Source organism: Candidatus Thiothrix putei (genome assembly GCA_029972225.1).
Lineage (GTDB): Bacteria > Pseudomonadota > Gammaproteobacteria > Thiotrichales > Thiotrichaceae > Thiothrix > Thiothrix putei.
Map to the genome: position 1 here is coordinate 1,457,186 of CP124756.1, position 18,489 is coordinate 1,475,674.

The 18,489-nt window shown below is 48.1% G+C and carries 20 protein-coding genes and 3 pseudogenes; 15 read left to right on the plus strand and 8 right to left on the minus strand.

Features of this window, described 5'->3' with window-relative positions:
* Nucleotides 1-13: 13 nt before the first annotated feature.
* Nucleotides 14-1,338, minus strand: a pseudogene (locus tag QJT81_07540) (UPF0236 family protein).
* A 186-nt stretch (nucleotides 1,339-1,524) separates the two neighbouring features.
* On the opposite strand from QJT81_07540, the gene QJT81_07545 reads away from it, so the two are divergent.
* Nucleotides 1,525-1,680: a hypothetical protein gene (locus QJT81_07545; GenBank protein ID WGZ95829.1), complete on the plus strand. Its 156-nt coding sequence runs from the start codon at nucleotides 1,525-1,527 to the stop codon at nucleotides 1,678-1,680.
* 23 nt (nucleotides 1,681-1,703) lie between these two features.
* Nucleotides 1,704-2,465 (plus strand): hypothetical protein, encoded by a 762-nt coding sequence (locus QJT81_07550; protein WGZ95830.1) that lies wholly within the window; start codon nucleotides 1,704-1,706, stop codon nucleotides 2,463-2,465.
* 205 nt (nucleotides 2,466-2,670) lie between these two features.
* Here QJT81_07550 and QJT81_07555 read toward each other — a convergent pair whose 3' ends face one another.
* A complete protein-coding gene (locus QJT81_07555; GenBank protein ID WGZ95831.1) occupies nucleotides 2,671-3,726 on the minus strand; it encodes a transposase in 1,056 nt (351 codons plus the stop codon).
* Nucleotides 3,727-4,008: 282 nt separating this feature from the next.
* Between QJT81_07555 and QJT81_07560 the strand changes: the two genes are divergently transcribed.
* Nucleotides 4,009-4,221, plus strand: a complete 213-nt coding sequence (locus QJT81_07560) for a hypothetical protein (protein ID WGZ95832.1) — start codon at nucleotides 4,009-4,011, stop codon at nucleotides 4,219-4,221.
* Here QJT81_07560 and QJT81_07565 read toward each other — a convergent pair.
* The gene (locus QJT81_07565; protein ID WGZ95833.1) at nucleotides 4,199-5,710 is read right to left on the minus strand and encodes an IS66 family transposase; all 1,512 of its coding nucleotides are present in this window, start codon (nucleotides 5,708-5,710) and stop codon (nucleotides 4,199-4,201) included. The two genes, QJT81_07560 and QJT81_07565, sit on opposite strands and share 23 nt — an antisense overlap.
* A gap of 38 nt (nucleotides 5,711-5,748) precedes the next feature.
* On the opposite strand from QJT81_07565, the gene QJT81_07570 reads away from it, so the two are divergent.
* Nucleotides 5,749-6,033, plus strand: a complete 285-nt coding sequence (locus tag QJT81_07570) for a hypothetical protein (protein ID WGZ95834.1) — start codon at nucleotides 5,749-5,751, stop codon at nucleotides 6,031-6,033.
* 26 nt (nucleotides 6,034-6,059) lie between these two features.
* On the opposite strand, the gene QJT81_07575 is transcribed toward QJT81_07570, so the two are convergent.
* A complete protein-coding gene (locus QJT81_07575; GenBank protein WGZ95835.1) occupies nucleotides 6,060-6,971 on the minus strand; it encodes a transposase in 912 nt (303 codons plus the stop codon).
* A gap of 180 nt (nucleotides 6,972-7,151) precedes the next feature.
* On the opposite strand from QJT81_07575, the gene QJT81_07580 reads away from it, so the two are divergent.
* The 9 genes and pseudogenes from QJT81_07580 to QJT81_07620 all read left to right on the plus strand — a co-directional run bounded on the left by QJT81_07580 (nucleotide 7,152) and on the right by QJT81_07620 (nucleotide 13,217).
* Nucleotides 7,152-7,481 carry a hypothetical protein gene (locus QJT81_07580; GenBank protein WGZ95836.1) on the plus strand — a complete coding sequence of 110 codons (330 nt, stop codon included), beginning with the start codon at nucleotides 7,152-7,154 and terminating at the stop codon, nucleotides 7,479-7,481.
* Nucleotides 7,482-7,547: 66 nt separating this feature from the next.
* A pseudogene (locus QJT81_07585) lies at nucleotides 7,548-8,596 on the plus strand (IS630 family transposase).
* Between the two features lie 123 nt (nucleotides 8,597-8,719).
* Entirely contained in the window at nucleotides 8,720-10,444 is a 1,725-nt protein-coding gene (locus tag QJT81_07590) for a lectin-like protein (protein WGZ95837.1), read from the plus strand.
* A gap of 298 nt (nucleotides 10,445-10,742) precedes the next feature.
* On the plus strand, nucleotides 10,743-11,108 hold the full coding sequence (locus QJT81_07595; protein ID WGZ95838.1) for a type II toxin-antitoxin system RelE/ParE family toxin: 366 nt from the start codon (nucleotides 10,743-10,745) through the stop codon (nucleotides 11,106-11,108).
* Nucleotides 11,101-11,424, plus strand: coding sequence for an XRE family transcriptional regulator (locus QJT81_07600; GenBank protein ID WGZ95839.1), 324 nt, complete (start codon nucleotides 11,101-11,103; stop codon nucleotides 11,422-11,424). Before QJT81_07595 ends, QJT81_07600 begins: the two co-directional genes overlap by 8 nt.
* A gap of 14 nt (nucleotides 11,425-11,438) precedes the next feature.
* On the plus strand, nucleotides 11,439-11,735 hold the full coding sequence (locus tag QJT81_07605) for a BrnA antitoxin family protein (GenBank protein WGZ95840.1): 297 nt from the start codon (nucleotides 11,439-11,441) through the stop codon (nucleotides 11,733-11,735).
* A 224-nt stretch (nucleotides 11,736-11,959) separates the two neighbouring features.
* Complete coding sequence (locus QJT81_07610) at nucleotides 11,960-12,235, plus strand: helix-turn-helix transcriptional regulator (protein WGZ95841.1); 276 nt, start codon at nucleotides 11,960-11,962, stop codon at nucleotides 12,233-12,235.
* A 3-nt stretch (nucleotides 12,236-12,238) separates the two neighbouring features.
* On the plus strand, nucleotides 12,239-12,526 hold the full coding sequence (locus QJT81_07615; GenBank protein ID WGZ95842.1) for a BrnA antitoxin family protein: 288 nt from the start codon (nucleotides 12,239-12,241) through the stop codon (nucleotides 12,524-12,526).
* A 211-nt stretch (nucleotides 12,527-12,737) separates the two neighbouring features.
* On the plus strand, nucleotides 12,738-13,217 hold the full coding sequence (locus tag QJT81_07620; GenBank protein WGZ95843.1) for a hypothetical protein: 480 nt from the start codon (nucleotides 12,738-12,740) through the stop codon (nucleotides 13,215-13,217).
* Between the two features lie 59 nt (nucleotides 13,218-13,276).
* Here the strand turns inward: QJT81_07620 and mnmH are convergent, their stop codons facing one another.
* The 4 genes from mnmH to oppB are packed head-to-tail and all read right to left on the minus strand — an operon-like array spanning nucleotide 13,277 to nucleotide 17,285.
* Nucleotides 13,277-14,407 carry a tRNA 2-selenouridine(34) synthase MnmH gene (mnmH, locus tag QJT81_07625; protein WGZ95844.1) on the minus strand — a complete coding sequence of 377 codons (1,131 nt, stop codon included), beginning with the start codon at nucleotides 14,405-14,407 and terminating at the stop codon, nucleotides 13,277-13,279.
* Nucleotides 14,408-14,410: 3 nt separating this feature from the next.
* Nucleotides 14,411-15,451: a selenide, water dikinase SelD gene (gene selD, locus QJT81_07630; protein ID WGZ95845.1), complete on the minus strand. Its 1,041-nt coding sequence runs from the start codon at nucleotides 15,449-15,451 to the stop codon at nucleotides 14,411-14,413.
* A 60-nt stretch (nucleotides 15,452-15,511) separates the two neighbouring features.
* A complete protein-coding gene (locus QJT81_07635) occupies nucleotides 15,512-16,372 on the minus strand; it encodes an ABC transporter permease subunit (protein ID WGZ95846.1) in 861 nt (286 codons plus the stop codon).
* A complete protein-coding gene (gene oppB, locus QJT81_07640; GenBank protein ID WGZ95847.1) occupies nucleotides 16,365-17,285 on the minus strand; it encodes an oligopeptide ABC transporter permease OppB in 921 nt (306 codons plus the stop codon). The genes QJT81_07635 and oppB overlap by 8 nt, the downstream gene beginning before the upstream one ends.
* A 171-nt stretch (nucleotides 17,286-17,456) precedes the next feature.
* Between oppB and QJT81_07645 the strand changes: the two genes are divergently transcribed.
* Nucleotides 17,457-17,855 (plus strand): hypothetical protein, encoded by a 399-nt coding sequence (locus tag QJT81_07645; GenBank protein ID WGZ95848.1) that lies wholly within the window; start codon nucleotides 17,457-17,459, stop codon nucleotides 17,853-17,855.
* Between the two features lie 117 nt (nucleotides 17,856-17,972).
* A pseudogene (locus QJT81_07650) lies at nucleotides 17,973-18,449 on the plus strand (transposase).
* Nucleotides 18,450-18,489 lie beyond the last annotated feature (40 nt).

Sequence of the window (18,489 nt, forward strand, 5' to 3'; positions counted from 1 at the left end):
AGTGCGGTAAACCTCATGCCGCCTCAGCGGTGTTTCGCCAATAATGCTTCCATTGCTGGTTTCCCCGCATGACCCTCAACGCCAACATATCCGCCGCATTATCACTTTTCCACCATGCCCCCGATTTTTTTAAGCGTTGCTGGATGATGTAACGGTGTGCACTTTCTATTTCGCCCGACCCCACGGGCAATCCGAGGGATTTTGCTGTCGGGTAATCCAGTTGCTCAATGCGGTTGCTCAGGTAACGGTGACAAGCTCGTACTGGGGCGTTACTGTCTTCTACCGTTTCTGCTTCGAGGAAAGGTTTCAGTGTGTCGATGACCGCTTGAGCTTGACCATCCTGTAGGGCTTTTTTCTGTTTGGCAAACCATTTATCCTTGTCCTTGAGGCATGAACAGCTTGCGGATGCTGCTGATAGGTATTCACAAACATGATAAAAATCAATCAGGTAATGTCCTTGTGTGCCAAATTGTTCATCCACTTGACGGTTGATCCAGCTTGCCCCATCACCCACCGCATGGAGGAACGTGCTTTTTCCAAATCCAGCACGGCAGGCGGTGTCGAATAAGATTTTTCCAGCATCTTCTACCGTGCCACCGAATATTGCGCCAAACGTTGGCGTAGCACTGCCTTTGGCGTGGGCAAGACACAGGCGGGCTTCTTTCCAGCTTTCCTTTTTGCCTTTGCGCTTGTCGGGGGCTGTTTCGTCAATCTCGACGATGGGGATCATGCTGCCGTCCATTTCGGCAATGACATAGGCTTTTCCCAACGTGCTTGGATAGTCTTTTATCAACACTTGGGATTCATGGATGCGTTTGGCGTGACCTTCGGTGATGTGTCGGATGCTGCTGGATGCCAGCCGTATCCCGTAATGTTCTTCTAATTTATCAGGCACTTGAGCAAATGAACAGTCCGCCCCAAAGTCCGTCACCGCCCGTTGCAGCGGGAGCGAACAGCCTCGGCAAACAACCTCGGCACTCTGGCTAAAGGGGCGGACACGCTTGCCGGGAATCCGGTAGACCGGTTCGCTTATGTGGATTTTTCCGTAGGTCGTGTGCCAATGACAGTTTTTTTTCCACTCTTTACATACTTCCCAATGCCTTCTTCACAGGCTGGGGCTGTGCATTTTTCTACACGTTTGTTTGCCCATGCAGTGATCGCATCATTTCCCATTTGGCGCAGTTCTTCTATCACCCGCTGTTCGGCGTCTGCTGCTTTGATAATGTCATCACCGGCATTTTCAACCACCTCGATTAGCCCTTCCATCCGAGCTTTTAATGCGGGGTTGCGGTTCAAGGCTTCTAAAAGTTTTTGGTCGCGGGAGCTAACTGTCAACATGGGAAAGTCCTTTTTCTCTGGTTTTAGGGGATGCCATCTTAGTCTACAGGACACCGCACTTTTGTTCACACCCACAAAGCGACCATTGAAATTAAGACGGGCAGCGGGAATGTTTATAATGTCCAGCTTTACAACAAAGAGCTAAACGCAGCGAATTTCACCCCAGTAGGCGGGTTACCTTCACCAATGGGCAATACAGGTGGGCAAACTGGGTTTGAAAACTTAAATAAAACCATCAATGTCGCCAATGGTGGCAATCTGACTATTACAGTCAAGACTGCCAATATCGGTGATACCGCAGTACCGAGTGCAACCTTGATTAATGCAACCAGTGTTAAATAATGGCTGTGAATTTGGAGATAAGCATGAAACCTATGATTAAATACCTGACAGCCACAGTGTTGTTATCCTTGACAATGAGCTATCCCGCTCATGCTGCTAGTATTCGGTGCAAAGATATTAGTTCCAGTTCAGAACGCTTAAAAGACACCTTGTCACAATTTCGTTATCTTGGTTGGGGTATCTTTTCCGAAACTATTGAGAGCAAAATTTACAAATACATCAAAGATAAAAATGATGATGTCGCTGATCTCAGCGGATTTTGTGCTGCATTACAAGGGCATGACGAGTTGGAAGCTTATTTTATTGCCCTAGATAGACTATCCAGTTTGGCAGGGCCAGCAGGTGGCTATATTAATGAACAGGTCAAGGCAGGCAGGTTTATTATCGCTAGGGCTAAAGACATTGCCGAAGAAAAAGGGCTGCAAGTGTTGCAGTTTGACTATGGGCTTATGGGATTTTCCATCAATATCGACAAAGACAGTGGTCATTGGTTTTGGCCTAATTCATCATTAAAGCCGAACGAAATGCGTAAATTGATTGAAAAAGTCAGTTTGGTGCATTCAGGTAATACTACTGGATTTGAGTTAATGGATGCAGGTGTTTTCCTGCATCGCCCCGGCTACGAAATGCGCAGTGATGGTGAGGTTTATTCATCAATGACGGGTGAAGCTTTATCAGATGAAAAGGTACTTAGTTTTAACAAAACCTATGAACCTTATCAGAAATCAGTAGGGTATATAACCGGTGGCAGCTATACGAACCCTAGCAGTGGAGTCGTTTATTGAGCGACTTGCAAAATCCGACAAACTGAGTTGCTCAATTTTCAGCATTGACCGAACGCCGCATATTCAGCCGATTTTTTACTCAATTTGACCAACGAAACCTGAGCTTTTTCAGTTTTACCGTAACTTTTGCTAAATTTCACCCATACCGATGCGACTGCTCCTGTTTTTCAGTCAGTCTTCCCGTGTTTTTTCAAACCCAGTCGCTTTATAACAAGACACGCATCAGTTGATCAGCACTCAACACCAAAATCCCAAACATCAAGTGGCTGTAAACTTTTTGCGCACCTTGCACCCACACATTCCGACCACCAAATTCATCCTTCAGGCGGGCATTGGTTCGTTCTACGGTGCTGCGAATTTTGTAACGCTCGGCATCAGCAGGTTCAAACGCTTCTTTCTGTCCGCCGCGAGGATTGTGATCAATCAGAGGGACATGCCCCAGATGACGGCTGTATTCGTGCAAATCAGCACTGCAATAGGCCGCATCCATCAGGTCGTAGAGACTGGTGACACGTTGGGCACTGATTTGAGAGAGTGGGATGGCTGCCCCGCTGTCGTGAAAGGAGGCGGAAGACAGAATGGCTGCTATCGGGACACCACAATCGGCGGTATCGATATGCAGTTTGTAGCCGTTCCAACTGTGCTTGTAGCCTTGGGCATTCTTCTTCGTCCCCCGGTTACACTGAACCGGTATCTCATCGAGTGCTTGCTGAAGTGACTGTTCCCGTTGGCGCTGAATCCGTGTTTGCCCTTGTTTTTTCTTTGGCTTTTCCTCGGCAACAGGCCGTTCACGTGCCTCAATGGCTGTTGAATCCCGACACAGGTGGCCGATCAGCGCATCGCCCAAATACGTTTTCACCAACGTTTCATGCACACGTTCCGCTAAACGCTGTTCAGCAAATTCAGCGAAGGCACGTGAAAAGGTGGATTCGGAAGGCAGTTTCTTGGTCAGGGGAAACCCGCAGATGCGTCGCAGGGAGCGATCGTTTTGCAGCCGGTCAATGAGTGCTCGCGTATTGACAATATTGAGCACGCTTTTGGCGACAAAAGCATTGGCAAACCAAGATCGCTCCGTCGCTGGCCGTCCAGACCCATCACGAAAAGAGCGCACAAAATCTTCAATGCGCGTCAGCTCCAGTACGTGAATGAGCTTTTCAAGCTTGGGGGTCAATGTGCCAAAGGCATCATTGAAGCAAGGCAGTATTTCAATTTGCAGCAAACTCCAGCGTTGTGCAATCAGGGCGCGTTCGGTAGAATTCATAGCGTGGGCTTAATGGTTGTTTTGATGCTTCTATTATCGCCGAAAACGGCAGCCCACACTTCTTTTTTCCTTCAGATGAAGGAAGGTTCACGCTGAAAATGTAATTTTGCAAGTGGCTCTTATTTAAAAGTTGAATTTAAAGATGCGAATACCGTGGTGGTTCCCATTAGCAGTGAGTTTATGACGATCACAGCAAATGAAGTAAACATCAGATTTTTGAAACATCCTGATGGTCAATATGGCTTCGCAAAGTGATCAATTTAAAAATTGGGGTATATTTCTATGAAACTTTATTTACATTTGACTGGGGTTTTAATGCTTTCTCTGCTTGCTGTTGCTTGTGGTGGTGGAGGCTCAACGAATGACACGAATTCAAACAATAGCGGCAGTACAGGAATATTGCCGACTAACCGGGTTGGTTACGCAATTGATGACTATGTTGTCGATGTAACTGTTCACGGAACAGCTCCCCTTAAGCGGCAAGAAATCCAGTAACCGGATTCAGTACTTGCGGTGGAGGAATCGGCAAACGCACCGTCACTGGTTTTTTGGTCAGTGCCTGCTGGCACGCCTGGCGGATAATTCGGTAAGCACTGACACCTAGGCGTTTGCAGGTTTCCACGATAGTCAGTATTAACGGGCGGAATTGGTCGCCCCGGAAAGATTGGCTGAAAAAACTGGTCTTACGCCAGATGACATAGGGGCGGATGGCACGTTCGGCGGCATTATTGGTCAGAGGAACACCGGGATGACGCAGAAATGTCCATAACATAAGCTCATCATCCAGTAAACGTTGGCACTGGTTGGCGGTTTTAGTGGGCTTATCAGGATGTTGTGCTTGCCGTAAGCCGCTACCTGCCAACAATGTCTGGCGGAAGGCTTCGCGGAGTTTATCCATGCGTTGCCGGTAGAGTCTGTCAGCGTAAGCGCCTGCGAGCCTGCGGTTATGTAAGTGGACAATCAGGCGTGCCAGACGCAGTAAACGTTTCCCTAAGATGCCTGCACGCCCGTAACGTTGTGCCATTTTTTTGAACTTGCGGATGATATGCGCCCAGCACAGTTGCCGCCGTTCAGTGGGGTGGTGGTTATAGCCGCCGTGCTGGTCGGTCACGAGTATGCCATCGAATGCACCCAACAATTCATCCGCTGCGCCTTTGCCGCGTGAGTAATGCGTCATGAAGTACACCACCTGTGGCGAACACATCACCCACAACCATTCACGTTCGCGCCCACGGTAGTGACTGGTTTCGTCCGCGTTTACCACCGGGCTGCTACGCACCGCTTCACCCGCCTGCGCATATAAAGGCGCTAACCAACCGCTGACGGGTGCAGTCGCTTCACTGATCGCACCGCTACTGAAGGATAACTGCCATTGTTCTTCCAGCAGTAACTGGATTTGCCGCGTGGATAGGCGGCAAGCCCCGTTCATCAGGGTAATCCAACTGATCAATCCTGCTCCCATCTGCCCACTGGGGACGTCTTCGGGCAACTCAGCTACCTGACGTTTCCCACAGCAAGTACACGTACCCGCATACAGGCGGTGTTCCGTTACATGGTAAGCGACTTCCGGCAGGTCAAACACCTGATGACGCTGGCTCGGTGTGGTTTCCATCGCCAGATGACCCCCACAACGGCAACAGCCTTCAGGATAATAGTGCTGGATAGCGTCCAGCCGCGATTCCTCCACTAAGGCACGTTCATGTTTGCTGTGCCCCGGCTGACCGCCGCGTTTTAGCGCGCTTTTGGGTTTGCGTTCGCGCTGGGCGCGTTGTTCGGGCGTGTCCCGTGAGGGTGGGTTAGAGGAGTTACTGGAGGAGTCATTCAGGCGTTCTTTTAGTTCTGTCAGTTCCGCTTCCAGTCGTTTGACCCGTGCTTGCAAAGCAACCACCAACGTCAGCAGATCACGGTTAAGCTGCTGGGAGGCTGCCAAATCGGTGGGCAACGCAATGTCGGTAAAATCGGTGGTGATGGTCAGATCGTTCATTCATCAAGCATAGCTCAAGCTGTGGCAGTTGCAAGCTCGTGAACAGTTACGTTGTCGATGGTACTGTCATTGTTTATCAAGCCGGTACAACCAATGAATTGTTCACAACGACCACTGGTGAGTTAGGATCATTTACTTTGCCGAATAACTTAAGCGGGATTCTTAGAGTTGACATTAGCGGTGGTTATGAAGACATAGATGGCTTGTCCAACACTACAGGTGATCGTAAGCCTTTTACCAATAGTTTGTCTACGTTGCTCAATGCAGATGATGGTACTTCTACGCCCTTTGTAGTTAGTGCATTAGGCATTATCTATAAATAATAATTATCGAAAAGTTTTTAAAACTTTCAATAGATTGGATTTCGCATGGAGTTTCTCAGGTTGTGTAGTCCGCAAGCAATTTCCATAATCTGGTCATCAAAGTCATCTTTTAAATTACGGTACACATCTTTCAGGCATCGGCAGCGTTTAATACCACTGATGATATGTTCAACGACTACCCTGCGGGCAGAAATTTGACGGTTTTCTTCTTTTTCTTGTGGGGTCAGGCATTTATTCCGTGGCTTCTTTTTTGGCTCAATGACGGTGACACCTTTTCCCATGTCAGCCCCCTTGAAGCCTAAATCACGTAAAATCACAGAACCCTCCGGTAATTGGGTCTGCTCCTCATCGGCAATTTTCTTGTCATGCTTCTTGCCTGAGTGAGTATCCCCTAAGTATTTGATATGTCTGTCAGCACAGCCAACGATGACATTGTTTTTAACCGTATGGACTTTTTTTTTACCACTATAGTATTCGCGCTGGACATCATTATCCACGGGGCGCTGGATTCTCCGCTCTGTTCCGTCAATAATCAATTCCTGTTGCCCTTCTTCTGCTAGCCGTTCCATTAATTCTGAGGATAGTCGAATGGGCTTATGTCCCATGTTATCCAATGCACTTTGTAATACGGGACACAAGCGGTGTATCCAGTGGTTTGCCACACTTTGGGGAAGATCAAATGAATACGCCAGCACTTCTTGTAAAGGATAGGTCTTCAGGTAAAACAGAATGAAAAACAGTTTGTCTTCTATTAATGCCAGTTTCCCATCAGAACGACCCCGCGTCTCATCAACACGTTTGCCCCGGGCGTGTAGGTCAGTTTGGTAAGCTGCACTGAACCGTTCGAGCAAACCCAAAAACTCCTTAACGTTGAGACTGGTCATGGCAACAAATGCCTTTTCATTGGATTTCAATGCGTTAAAGCTGTACTCCGCCATGCCGTTAGTCCCTACTCTAGGCTATTATTACTGTCAGGAATTTACACTCTGGCTGTGTATCTTGCCATTGATAATTATTATTTATATATTTCAGTTTTTTATAGATAATGTCTATTAACTACAGGTATTAATACTTATGCTGATGGTGATTTCTCTAAGTTTCAACAAGCGCTCAATGCGTTGCCTACAGACGTAAAAAAACTGGCTGACCTTTCCGATGTGATTAGTGATTTTACTAAGCAAAAAGAACGCTTTGAGACTGTCAAAACCATGACGCGGGTTATCGGTTTTGAAGGTTTAGTCAATGAGTTGCAAGATGATGGTCACTTAAATCAATCCAATAGCAGCACGGATGCTAGTAGTTTGGCGAGTGTGCTACAGGATGTTAAACCCCAAGGGCGTTTAATACCAGTCAAGGATGCATCATTGAGAATGTGTATTGCAGCAGCCTTACAAACGACTCCTGATGCTGTAAGTTACAATCAGCTTCTATACCGGTCCGTGCCATAAAATAGTTTTTTTTGATCAAGGAAATATGGTTAGATGACTGGTAACAAAAGCAGCCATGAGTAATGTATGACATTAAAAATCACTTTCACTGAGGATGAGATAGCGGAGCTGTTCTACTGGAAGGAGCGCCATCCTCATCCCAGAGTCCGTAAGAAAATGTCCGTGCTGTACCTGAAATCCCAACAGTTGACGCATAAGGAAATCAAACGATTGGAAAGGATTACAGAAGCCACGCTGCTTGCCTACCTAAACGCCTACCTACAACCTAACGGTTTAGAAGCTCTTAAAGAAATACGATTCAATAAACCACAGAGTGATTTGATGGCATATAAAGACAAGATTGAAGCCTATTTTCGTGAATATCCCCCCGCAACCAGCAAGGCGGCAGCCGCTAAGATTGAGGAGCTGACAGGCATCAAACGCAGTGAGGACAGGGTACGTGTCTTTATGAAGAAAATAGGGATGGACATCCATAAAGTGGGGATGATACCCGCCAAAGCTGATGTGGAAGCACAAGAAAAGTTCCTGGAAAATGAACTAAAACCGCGCATTCAGGAGGCTAAGGAGGGCAAACGCGCCCTTTTTTTGTCGATGCCGCCCACTTCGTGTTAGCACCGTTTCTGGGGTTTTTGTGGTCATTTTCCCGCGTATTCATCAAAGCCCCCTGTGGTCGACAACGCTACAACGTATTGGGCGCACTCAATGCGATAACGCTACAACTCATCACGATCACTAACGACTCCTATATCAACGCTAACAGCGTGTGTGAATTATTGGAAAAAATTGCAGCGTTAGCACTCAAAATACCGATCACTTTGGTCTTGGATAATGCCAAGTATCAACGCTGTGAAGCCGTGTTTGCCTGTGCGAAAAGGCTCAATATTGAACTATTATTTTTACCGACCTATTCACCCAACCTCAATCTGATTGAACGGTTGTGGAAGTTCGTCAAGAAAAAATGCTTGTACTCGAAATACTATGATAAGTTTCCCGCTTTCAAGGCGGCCATCACCAACTGTCTCGACAAGCTGGATACCGATCACAAGAAAGAACTGACCCAGTTGATGACAACAAATTTTCAAACCTTTAAAAATGTTCAGGTCTTGACGCTGTAAGGTATATCTATAACAGATTTATCCTGTGTTGGGGCTGGGGTAACATCTATCACGGGCATTGGTATTCTGAAAAATCTGGAATATCTGAATCTTGCAAATAATGATATTATTGACATTAACCCATTGATTGATTTATCTAAGCTCTCTTGGTTAAGTATTTTTGATAACCGTGTGGCGAGTGTTGCTGATTTAAATTCTGGTAGTTTTACAGGGCTTGGCGTTAATCTTGGAGAGAACTGCATTACTGACCTTGATACTATTAATGGTAATTTGAATGTGGTTCTTGAGGGTTATACTTCACCCACGAGCAAACAATATACAGACTGCAATAAAAATGCTGCCAGAGTGACTTTATTCCGAGCATCCATTTCACCATCTGGTGAATACAGGTTGTTATACCGTGCTACGCATAATCCTAGTGCTGTGTGTACGATCGAATGGGGCGATGGGCAAATCGAAACAGCACGGTGCGATGCTAAACCACATGCGCGTTCACATGTTTACGCCATGACGCCTGCTGAGCCTGTTATATTCAAGATCAATGGAATTGAAGCAGGGCGTGCAACCTATAACTATATAGACAGCACCGGACTCGTTGCCCACTGGTCTTTCGACGACTGCACAGCAAAAGACAGCAGTTCGGCGAATAACTCAGGTGTATTGATAGCGTCGCCGGGTTGTGTAACTGGGGTATTGGGTAAGGCAATAGACCTCAATACGACCAACTACGCAGAAATTCTAGATAGCAACAGCCTTGATGTTTCTACTGCCTTTACTCTCTCAGCTTGGTTTAATGGTAGGAGCTTAGGTAGTCAATCTTCTGAGCAACGACCATTCCGTTTGATTGATAAAGTTACAGCAGGATCTGGAGATGGGTATCTGCTGGATGTGTGGGCTGGTGGAATTCGTTTTGGATCAGGGAGTAATGAGACTATTGCGTATACCCCTGTATCTGAAAATACCTTCCATCACGTTGCTGGTATTTTTTCTCAAGGGAAAGCATCCATTTATCTTGATGAAAAATTAGTTATATCGACAACCACTACTACAACTGACACCCCAATTAACACTTTTCCAGTGAGAATTGGAGCGTCACAAGGAAGTGGAGCAATACAAACAGATAACTTTAATGGTCTTATTGACGACGTTCGCATCTACAACCGTGCCCTCAGCGAAACCGAAATCCAAACCCTCTACCAACAAGGCGGAGGCAACGTAGACAACACCGGCTGGATACTCAACCCCACCACCGGACACTACTACAAAGCCCTCGACAACTGCGGCAACTGGGAACAGTGCGAAACGGCTGCGCAAGCGGTGGGAGCGCATCTTGTAGTTATCGAAGATCAGGCTGAAAATGATTGGGTTGCCAATACGTTTAACGTCGCAGCAGTGACTTACGGCTATTGGATTGGCTACACTGACAAAGAGCAGGAGGGTGTTTGGAAAACGGTTGCAGGTGAAATCGCAACATATACGAATTGGTTTCTGGGAGAGCCGAATGATTACTACGCATGTATTCAAGGTGAAGACTACGCACATATTAGTGGTACAACAGGTGGGTGGAATGATCTAAATTTTGAAGATAATTGCAACGGTGGTTACAGCCTCAAGAGTGGAATCATCGAGCGCACTACCACCCCAACAGGCAACGCCAACCCCTTCACCGTCCAAGCCGCCGACGAAACAGGCACAGCCTTCACCGTGCCAGCGGGGAAAACGCAGTGTACGTTTACTGCGACGGGGACGTGGGGAGAAAGCGTGTCTTCTTCCACGTATGACGCTAGTGGTGCAATTGGTTGGTACGTTTCTTATGCCGCATTACCTTCCAGTCCTATAGGGCATTGATAATGAAGCGTGCAGATGGGAGTTACGATTTTGTTGGAATCAGTGCCAACAAATCGTTGAGCGCGGGAGAAACTGTGCGTTTTCTGTTTAACGATATAAATGCGTATGGAGATAACCACGGTTCGCAGTCGGTAAGCTGGTCGTGTCAGTAGGCACTGTGACCGTTTGATGGAAAGGGAAAAGCCGGACGTGTTCCGGCTTTTTCTTGAGCAAAATTGAATACCATCTTGTCAGTCAACATGGAATGTTGTAATCTTAAAACATTCCATGTAAGGAATGTTTTAATGATTGAGGCACTATGACGTGGCAAGTTGAATACACCGATGAGTTTGGTGAATGGTGGGATAGTCTTGCACAAGCAGAGCAAGTTTCCGTCAAAGCGTCGGTTGATTTGCTAGAGATGTTTGGTGCTGGACTGCCATTCCCTCATAGCAGTGGTATCAACGGTTCAAAACATTCCCACATGCGCGAATTGCGGACACAACACGGTGGTCATCCGTTGCGGACATTGTATGCATTTGACCCTCGCCGCTGCGCCATTCTGCTGATTGGTGGTGATAAAACAGGTGATAAGCGTTGGTATGACGTGCATGTGCCGATAGCCGACCGTTTGTATGATGAACATTTAGATGAGTTACGGAAGGAAGGTTTACTCAATGGCTAAGAAATTTTCTGAATTAGCAGCCAAAATGCCCCCTGAAGCACTCGCTCAGGCAGAGGTTAAGCTGCAAACCCTACTGGCAGCCATGCCGCTACACGAATTGCGCCGCGCCCGTGGCTTGTCGCAAAAAGCGCTGGCAGACATCCTCCAGGTGCAGCAACCCGCTATCGCCAAACTGGAACGACGCACGGATATGTACATCTCAACCTTGCGCAGCCACATTGAGGCAATGGGTGGGCAGCTCGACATTGTGGCACGTTTTCCTGATGGCTCAGTCAACATCAACAATTTTGCAGACGTGGATATGCAGCAAGCATAGCCCCTAGAAGATTTATGCAAACCAATTCAGATGATATGTACGACAAATTCAAAGATTACGACTTCGCTGATGCCAAACCCGTAGAAAAAATACCTGCCTTGGCAAAATTACAGGCGGAATCTGGCGGCAAAAGCCGTATCACCATGCGTGTTGACAACAGCATCTTGGCAGCCTTCAAAGCGCGTGCCACCCTAACGGGTGGCAGCTACCAAAACATGATGAACGAAGCACTAAGGCAATTTCTTCAGGGGAAAGCATTAGAGGATGTTGTTAGGCAGACAATCCAGCAAGAGTTGCATCCATCCAGCTAGCACAAGGCGGCTTACTAAAAGTTCACTTGTAGGTTAACATTGCATCCATGAGAGAAATCCACTTTTACAAAACGCCATCCGGTGAATCCCCGATAGAGGAATTCTTGGACAGCCTTACCAGCAAGCAAGCCCAAAAAGTCACTTCAAAAGAAAACGCAGAAAACACCCAACGCTGAAATTGTCTTGGCAGAGGAGCGTAAACAAGACTATTTGGAGAAAAAAGCATGAGCGACTTAAAAAAGTACATCAGCAAACACCAACAACGCGATGCTACATTCGCAGACAATTTTGACAATGGCTATCAGTCCTTCAAAATAGGCGTTCTGCTACGGCAAGCGAGAGAAGCCGCAGGTATTACCCAAGAAACTATTGCGGAACGCCTGAATACCCAAAAATCTGCCATCTCCAGAATGGAAAACCACGCAGAAGAGGTGAAGTTATCTACGTTGGAAAAATTTGCGCACTCCCTCGGCAAGCGTTTGGAAATCCGTATTTGCTGACTTATGTACGACAAATTCAAAGATTACGACTTCGCTGATGCCAAACCCGTAGCAAAAATACCTGCCTTGGCACAATTACAGGTGGAGTCTGGCGGCAAAACCCGCATTACCATGTACGTGGATGATGACGTGCTGGCAGCCTTCCGCACCCAAGCAGAAGAGCAAGGCATCGGCTACCAGACCGCCATCAATCAAGTATTGCGTGATTACTTGCACCAAGGTGAGTCAATGCTAGAACAATTACTACGCAAGGTCATTCGCGAAGAAATGCAAATACGCGGCGGAAGCTGAGTGCGGCTTGCAGCATAGTCTAAGCCTGACTCACCATTCACGCCACTAACCCAGCATTCCATCAGAATGCCCCAACAAACAGCCCATCCCCTGCTACACTCCCCGCATGGGAAACAAAGACATCATCAGCAAATCACCAACACCTGATTTACATCGGGCGTGACCGCTTAACCATGCCCAAACGCTTGCCTACCATTACCCGATCCTCGATATGCACAACGTCGATTGCAGTCTGTTGCTGGCACAAGACACGCCCGATGCTTTGGTTCTGGCAATTCTGTGTGATTTCAAAGGGAAACCAACACAGGATATGGTAAACTACATCGTGTTGCGCCTACGTGAACTCATGGGCGAAGACGAACGTGGTTTCCGCAACTACTTCGAGATGCTCGAAACCCTCGCCGAAAACCGTGACCTGCAACCCAATATCAAAGAGGCTGAACAAATGCTAACACAAGTGGATGTAACCAAATTTGCCTCCTATAGCTGGGGCATGAGGGATGGAATCGAGAAGGGTATCGAAAAGGGCATTGAACAGGGCATTGAACAGGGACGCAAAGAAGGTGAGTATAAAAAAGCTCAAGAAGTCGCCCGCAGTTTACTACAACTGGGCGTAATTCCCGAAGCTGACATTGCCCGTATCGCAGGCTTGCCACTGGAAGAAGTCCAGAAACTGCGGATTCAGCACTAATTCTGAACAATTTAATCCAAAGAATCTGTCGGTAAACTTATCCTGCTGGTACAAGACAACTAGCTAATTCCTTGAGCACGCAAATAGTCGCGAACCTCGGCTGGTGAACCCGTAAATACCAGCCTATCCTGCTTCTTACTGATCTGGTAATCGTACATCGGATCGTAGTAATCCAGCAAAATGAAACGCACCCAATCGTAATGCGCGGTAGTCGACTGATCACGCGCTTGTTGTTGCAAAGCACGCTCCATCATTTCCCGCGCTTGTTGGTAACGTACCCCCCCTAAGCGGCGTTGCACCTTCGCCAAACTACCCAGCAGATAAGCACTGAATGCGGCAAAGCCCGCTTGTGCATCACCGCTGTGTACGGCGGTAAAGGCGGCAAGGTTATCCACGACGTATTCTTGATAGCTGATTTCTACCCGTTCTTCATCAGGCACTTGCATTAATACAAGCGGCGCATTGAGCAAAGTCTCAAAAAAGGTGTCGGGTAGATGCAACGAGCCAATGGTACGGCTTTCATCTTCAAATACCAGAGTGGTTTGCCCTTGATGACACTTGCGCAGTAATTGGATAGCGAGATTATTCTCAAAACTGATTTGTGAGGGTTGCGGTGTAGGTTGTGTGCCAAATGCTGAACCACGGTGATTTGCGCAGGCTTCTAAGTCAATTTGCTGTTGCAAGTCACGTAGAAAGCGTGTTTTCCCTGAACCTGTGCGCCCACTCAGGATGATGGGGCTGATTTTGCGGGGCAAGCTTTCCAATTGTTCCAACAAAAAGCGCCGCATGGCTTTGTAACCGCCCTGGACACGCGGGTAGCGAATGCCGGTTTGTTCATACAGCCATTGTTGGGAAGTCCGTGAACGCAAGCCACCCCGAAAACAATACAACACACCTTCAGGGTATTTGTCGGCAAAGTGTTGCCAAGCTGTAACCCGTGCCGCTTTAATTTCACCACTAACCCGCTGCAAGCCTAATGCAATCGCGGCATCTTGCCCTTGTTGTTTGTAACGTGTACCAATTTCGACACGATCGTCATCATCCATCAATGGCAAGTTGGTGCTGCATGGGAAAGCACCTTCGTGGAATTCTACGGGGGCACGTACATCTAACAACGGCACGTTTTGCAAAAACAAGTGCAGCAAGTCGTCGATGACAGGTAAATCGTTACCAGCGTTGCGCAGTGACATGAATTACTCCACCGTAATCAGGGCGCTATCTGCCACAGGTTCGCGCAAGTAGCCGATGGGTTGTAAGTTCATGCCAGCCTGTCGGCTCACGGCTAAGAACTCTATCTCCCCTTCAGGCGCAACCGCGACCAGCAAGCCGCCGCTGGTTTGCGGGTCGCAGAGGATTTGCCGCTGACGTTCTGTCATTGCACCGAGTGCGTAGCCGTAGCTGTCGAAATTGCGTTGCGCCCCACCCGGTGAGCAATCGAGTTCCAGATAGTGCGAAATGTGTGGCAGCACTGGCACTTGGGCGAACTGGATGACGGCTTGCAAGCCACTGCCTTCGCACATTTCGCGCAAATGCCCGCCCAGCCCGAAGCCAGTGACATCGGTCAGGGCAGTGACGGCCGACATTTCGCCAAATTGTGCGCCGATGCTGTTCAGTTGGCACATGGTGTCAATGGCGAGATTGCGGTGCTCCGGTAGGAGCACTTTGCGTTTTTGTGCGGTAGTGAGAATACCAATACCGAGTGGTTTAGTGAGGTACAGCTTGCAACCGGCTTGTGCGGTGCTGTTTTGCTTGAGGTGGCGGGTTTGCACAATGCCCGTGACCGCCAAGCCGAAAATGGGTTCGGGTGCGTCAATGCTGTGACCGCCTGCGAGGGGAATACCGGCATCCTGACAAGCTTTGCGCCCACCTTCAACCACTTCACGCCCCACTTCTGGTGGCAATTTGTCGAGCGGCCAGCCAAAAATTGCAATCGCCATAATAGGCTTGCCACCCATGGCGTACACGTCGCTGATGGCATTGGTGGCGGCAATGCGCCCAAACGTGAACGGGTCATCCACAATTGGCATGAAAAAATCGGTGGTGCTGATGACGGCAGTGCCATTGCCCAGATCGTAAACGGCAGCATCATCACGGGAACTGTTGCCAACCAGCAGGGCATCGCAGACATCTGGCGGTAATTGGCTGTGCAAGATCACATCGAGAACAGCGGGGGCGATTTTACAACCACAGCCTGAGCCGTGGCTGTATTCGGTCATGCGGATGGGGGTATCCATGCGTGGAATCCTTGGCTAAGCAAAAGGGGGAATCATACTGGAAAGTGAGGCATGACGCGATTAGGTGCTTTTCGGATCCAAGGCATCCCGCAGCCCATCCCCCAGAAAATTGAGGCAAAATAGCGTCACTGCCAGGAATCCCGCAGGGAATAGCAACATCCACGGCGCGGTTTCCATTTGCGCGGCTCCTTCCGCAATCAATACGCCCCAACTGGTCAAGGGTTCCTGTACCCCCAGCCCTAAAAAGCTGAGGAACGATTCAAACAAAATCACCTGCGGCACGGTTAGGGTGGCATACACGATCACTGATCCCAAGGTATTTGGCACAATATGACGCCGGATAATCCCGAAATGGCTCACGCCACATACCCGTGCGGCTTCCACAAACGCCCGCCCTTTTAACGACAACGCTTGTCCGCGTACAATCCGTGCCATGGTAAGCCACTCTACTGCCCCAATTGCCACGAAAATGAGGAAGATGCTGCGTCCAAAATACACCATTAACAAAATCACAAAAAACATAAAGGGCAGGGCATACAGCACATCCACCAAGCGCATCATCAGGGCATCGGTACGTCCACCCAGATAGCCTGCGGTTGCGCCATACAATACCCCGATCAATAAACTCACGGCGGTGGCAGCTAAGCCGACCATCAGCGAAATTTGCCCCCCAATCAGGGTACGCACGAACAAATCACGCCCATTGGCATCCGTACCAAACCAGAATCCTTGTTCCGCATTGGGGGGAATACCCATACTGTCCCAGTAAATCTCATCGTAAGGGTGTGGGCTAAACAACGGCCCCAACACGCACAACAAGCCAATCGCGAGCAACACCACCGCACTGCCTACTGCCATTTTATTGCGCCGTAAACGCCGTAAGGCTTTGTTCCACAACCCTTGGTTGAGCGGCTTAGTCATAACGCACCCTTGGATCCATTAGCCCGTAAATCACATCGACCAATAAATTCATCAGAATAATCAACGCGCCATAAAACACTACCACCCCCATGACCAAGGTGTAATCACGGTTTAATGCACCTTGTACGAAGTGTCGCCCAATACCCGGAATGCCAAATATCTGTTCAATCACCACCGAGCCGGTAATAATGGCAGCGGTCGCAGGCCCTAGCCAAGATAGCACAGGCAATAACGCGCCCTTTAGCACATGCCGCCACAAAATGAGCCGCATGGGTAGACCTTTGGCAAATGCGGTGCGGATATGTGCGCTAGACAGTGTTTCCAACATACTCGCCCGCATTAGCCGCGCTGCATAAGCAACTTGTGGTAAGGCCAAGGCAATGACGGGTAATACGGCTGATTTCCAACCTGCATCCCACCCCGCTACCGGCAACCAGTGCAAAAACACCCCAAAGACCAGCGCTAATAAGGGAGCCATGACAAAATTGGGTACTGTAATGCCGGTCATGGCGACTGCCATCACAGCATGATCCAGCGGGCGGTTTTGATGCAAAGCAGCCAGTATCCCTGCCGGAAGCCCGATCAATAATGCCAATAACATCGCCAATACCCCCAGTTGCAGCGATACGGGGAAACCCTCTGCAATTAATGCGCTAACGCTGTGATCTTTGTATTTGAACGATGGGCCAAAATCACCCTGTAACACATTAAGCAAGTAATAACCATATTGCACGGGCAGGGGTTGATCAAGGTGGTAGGCACGTTCAATATTCGCCGCAATTTCTGGTGGAATAGGGCGTTCAGTATCAAATGGCCCGCCCGGTGCCAAGCGAATCAGAAAAAATGCCAAGGTGATGATGACCAATAAGGTGGGCAGCGCACCGAGCAGGCGTTTGAAGACATACTGCAACATATAAACATTGAGCCTTTTTAGCGAATCATTAAACGTGGAGCGGTAAGCAGGTCGGTTTCTTAGAGCTATTCGTCCTGATTATGATTGTCTGTTAACACCGATGCAATGCAAAATATAAGCTACAATCACATGATTATGTATCATGTGAATGACAAAATTAAGGAAAAATAAGTGAATATATATTATCTAAGCCTAGCCAGTCTGGGCAAAAATCATTGGTGGCGCTATGCGCTGGGTTTGGTTGTCATTGCTATTTTCTGGCAGGTATTAGGTGCTATTCCCTTAGGCATTATGATCATGTTTATCTTGGGAGATAATAACCCCGCGACTAATGTAAATTTGGATACGCTGAAATTTGAAGGCATTGATAGCTTGTGGCCTTATTTGGGTATTAATTTTACTTTATTTTCCATGTTGGCTGGGGTATTTCTGACAGTGCGTTTTTTGCATCAACGTCACTTCACCAGTGTGATTACCCCGTTGGCAAGTGTTAATTGGATGTTGATGCTGAAGGGTTTTTTCGTCTTTTTGGGATTGATAGGTTTGGCTACATTGCTTGAAACATTATGAGCCACTTGCAAAATTACATTTTCAGCGTGAACCTTCCTTCATCTGAAGGAAAAAAGAAGTGTGGGCTGCCGTTTTCGGCGATAATAGAAGCATCAAAACAACCATTAAGCCCACGCTATGAATTCTACCGAACGCGCCCTGATTGCACAACGCTGGAGTTTGCTGCAAATTGAAATACTGCCTTGCTTCAATGATGCCTTTGGCACATTGACCCCCAAGCTTGAAAAGCTCATTCACGTACTGGAGCTGACGCGCATTGAAGATTTTGTGCGCTCTTTTCGTGATGGGTCTGGACGGCCAGCGACGGAGCGATCTTGGTTTGCCAATGCTTTTGTCGCCAAAAGCGTGCTCAATATTGTCAATACGCGAGCACTCATTGACCGGCTGCAAAACGATCGCTCCCTGCGACGCATCTGCGGGTTTCCCCTGACCAAGAAACTGCCTTCCGAATCCACCTTTTCACGTGCCTTCGCTGAATTTGCTGAACAGCGTTTAGCGGAACGTGTGCATGAAACGTTGGTGAAAACGTATTTGGGCGATGCGCTGATCGGCCACCTGTGTCGGGATTCAACAGCCATTGAGGCACGTGACAGGGCAATCGCTTGAAAGTTTGGTTGCAAAACATGCATAAATA

What these genes read in the sequence shown, in the direction of transcription:
- QJT81_07545 (WGZ95829.1), top strand. Translation starts at nt 1,525, where the DNA reads ATGGGCAATACAGGTGGGCAAACTGGGTTTGAAAACTTAAATAAAACC.
- QJT81_07550 (WGZ95830.1), top strand. Translation starts at nt 1,704, where the DNA reads ATGAAACCTATGATTAAATACCTGACAGCCACAGTGTTGTTATCCTTG.
- QJT81_07555 (WGZ95831.1), bottom strand. Translation starts at nt 3,726, where the DNA reads ATGAATTCTACCGAACGCGCCCTGATTGCACAACGCTGGAGTTTGCTG.
- QJT81_07560 (WGZ95832.1), top strand. Translation starts at nt 4,009, where the DNA reads ATGAAACTTTATTTACATTTGACTGGGGTTTTAATGCTTTCTCTGCTT.
- QJT81_07565 (WGZ95833.1), bottom strand. Translation starts at nt 5,710, where the DNA reads ATGAACGATCTGACCATCACCACCGATTTTACCGACATTGCGTTGCCC.
- QJT81_07575 (WGZ95835.1), bottom strand. Translation starts at nt 6,971, where the DNA reads ATGGCGGAGTACAGCTTTAACGCATTGAAATCCAATGAAAAGGCATTT.
- QJT81_07595 (WGZ95838.1), top strand. Translation starts at nt 10,743, where the DNA reads ATGACGTGGCAAGTTGAATACACCGATGAGTTTGGTGAATGGTGGGAT.
- QJT81_07600 (WGZ95839.1), top strand. Translation starts at nt 11,101, where the DNA reads ATGGCTAAGAAATTTTCTGAATTAGCAGCCAAAATGCCCCCTGAAGCA.
- QJT81_07605 (WGZ95840.1), top strand. Translation starts at nt 11,439, where the DNA reads ATGCAAACCAATTCAGATGATATGTACGACAAATTCAAAGATTACGAC.
- QJT81_07610 (WGZ95841.1), top strand. Translation starts at nt 11,960, where the DNA reads ATGAGCGACTTAAAAAAGTACATCAGCAAACACCAACAACGCGATGCT.
- QJT81_07615 (WGZ95842.1), top strand. Translation starts at nt 12,239, where the DNA reads ATGTACGACAAATTCAAAGATTACGACTTCGCTGATGCCAAACCCGTA.
- QJT81_07620 (WGZ95843.1), top strand. Translation starts at nt 12,738, where the DNA reads ATGCACAACGTCGATTGCAGTCTGTTGCTGGCACAAGACACGCCCGAT.
- mnmH (WGZ95844.1), bottom strand. Translation starts at nt 14,407, where the DNA reads ATGTCACTGCGCAACGCTGGTAACGATTTACCTGTCATCGACGACTTG.
- selD (WGZ95845.1), bottom strand. Translation starts at nt 15,451, where the DNA reads ATGGATACCCCCATCCGCATGACCGAATACAGCCACGGCTCAGGCTGT.
- QJT81_07635 (WGZ95846.1), bottom strand. Translation starts at nt 16,372, where the DNA reads ATGACTAAGCCGCTCAACCAAGGGTTGTGGAACAAAGCCTTACGGCGT.
- oppB (WGZ95847.1), bottom strand. Translation starts at nt 17,285, where the DNA reads ATGTTGCAGTATGTCTTCAAACGCCTGCTCGGTGCGCTGCCCACCTTA.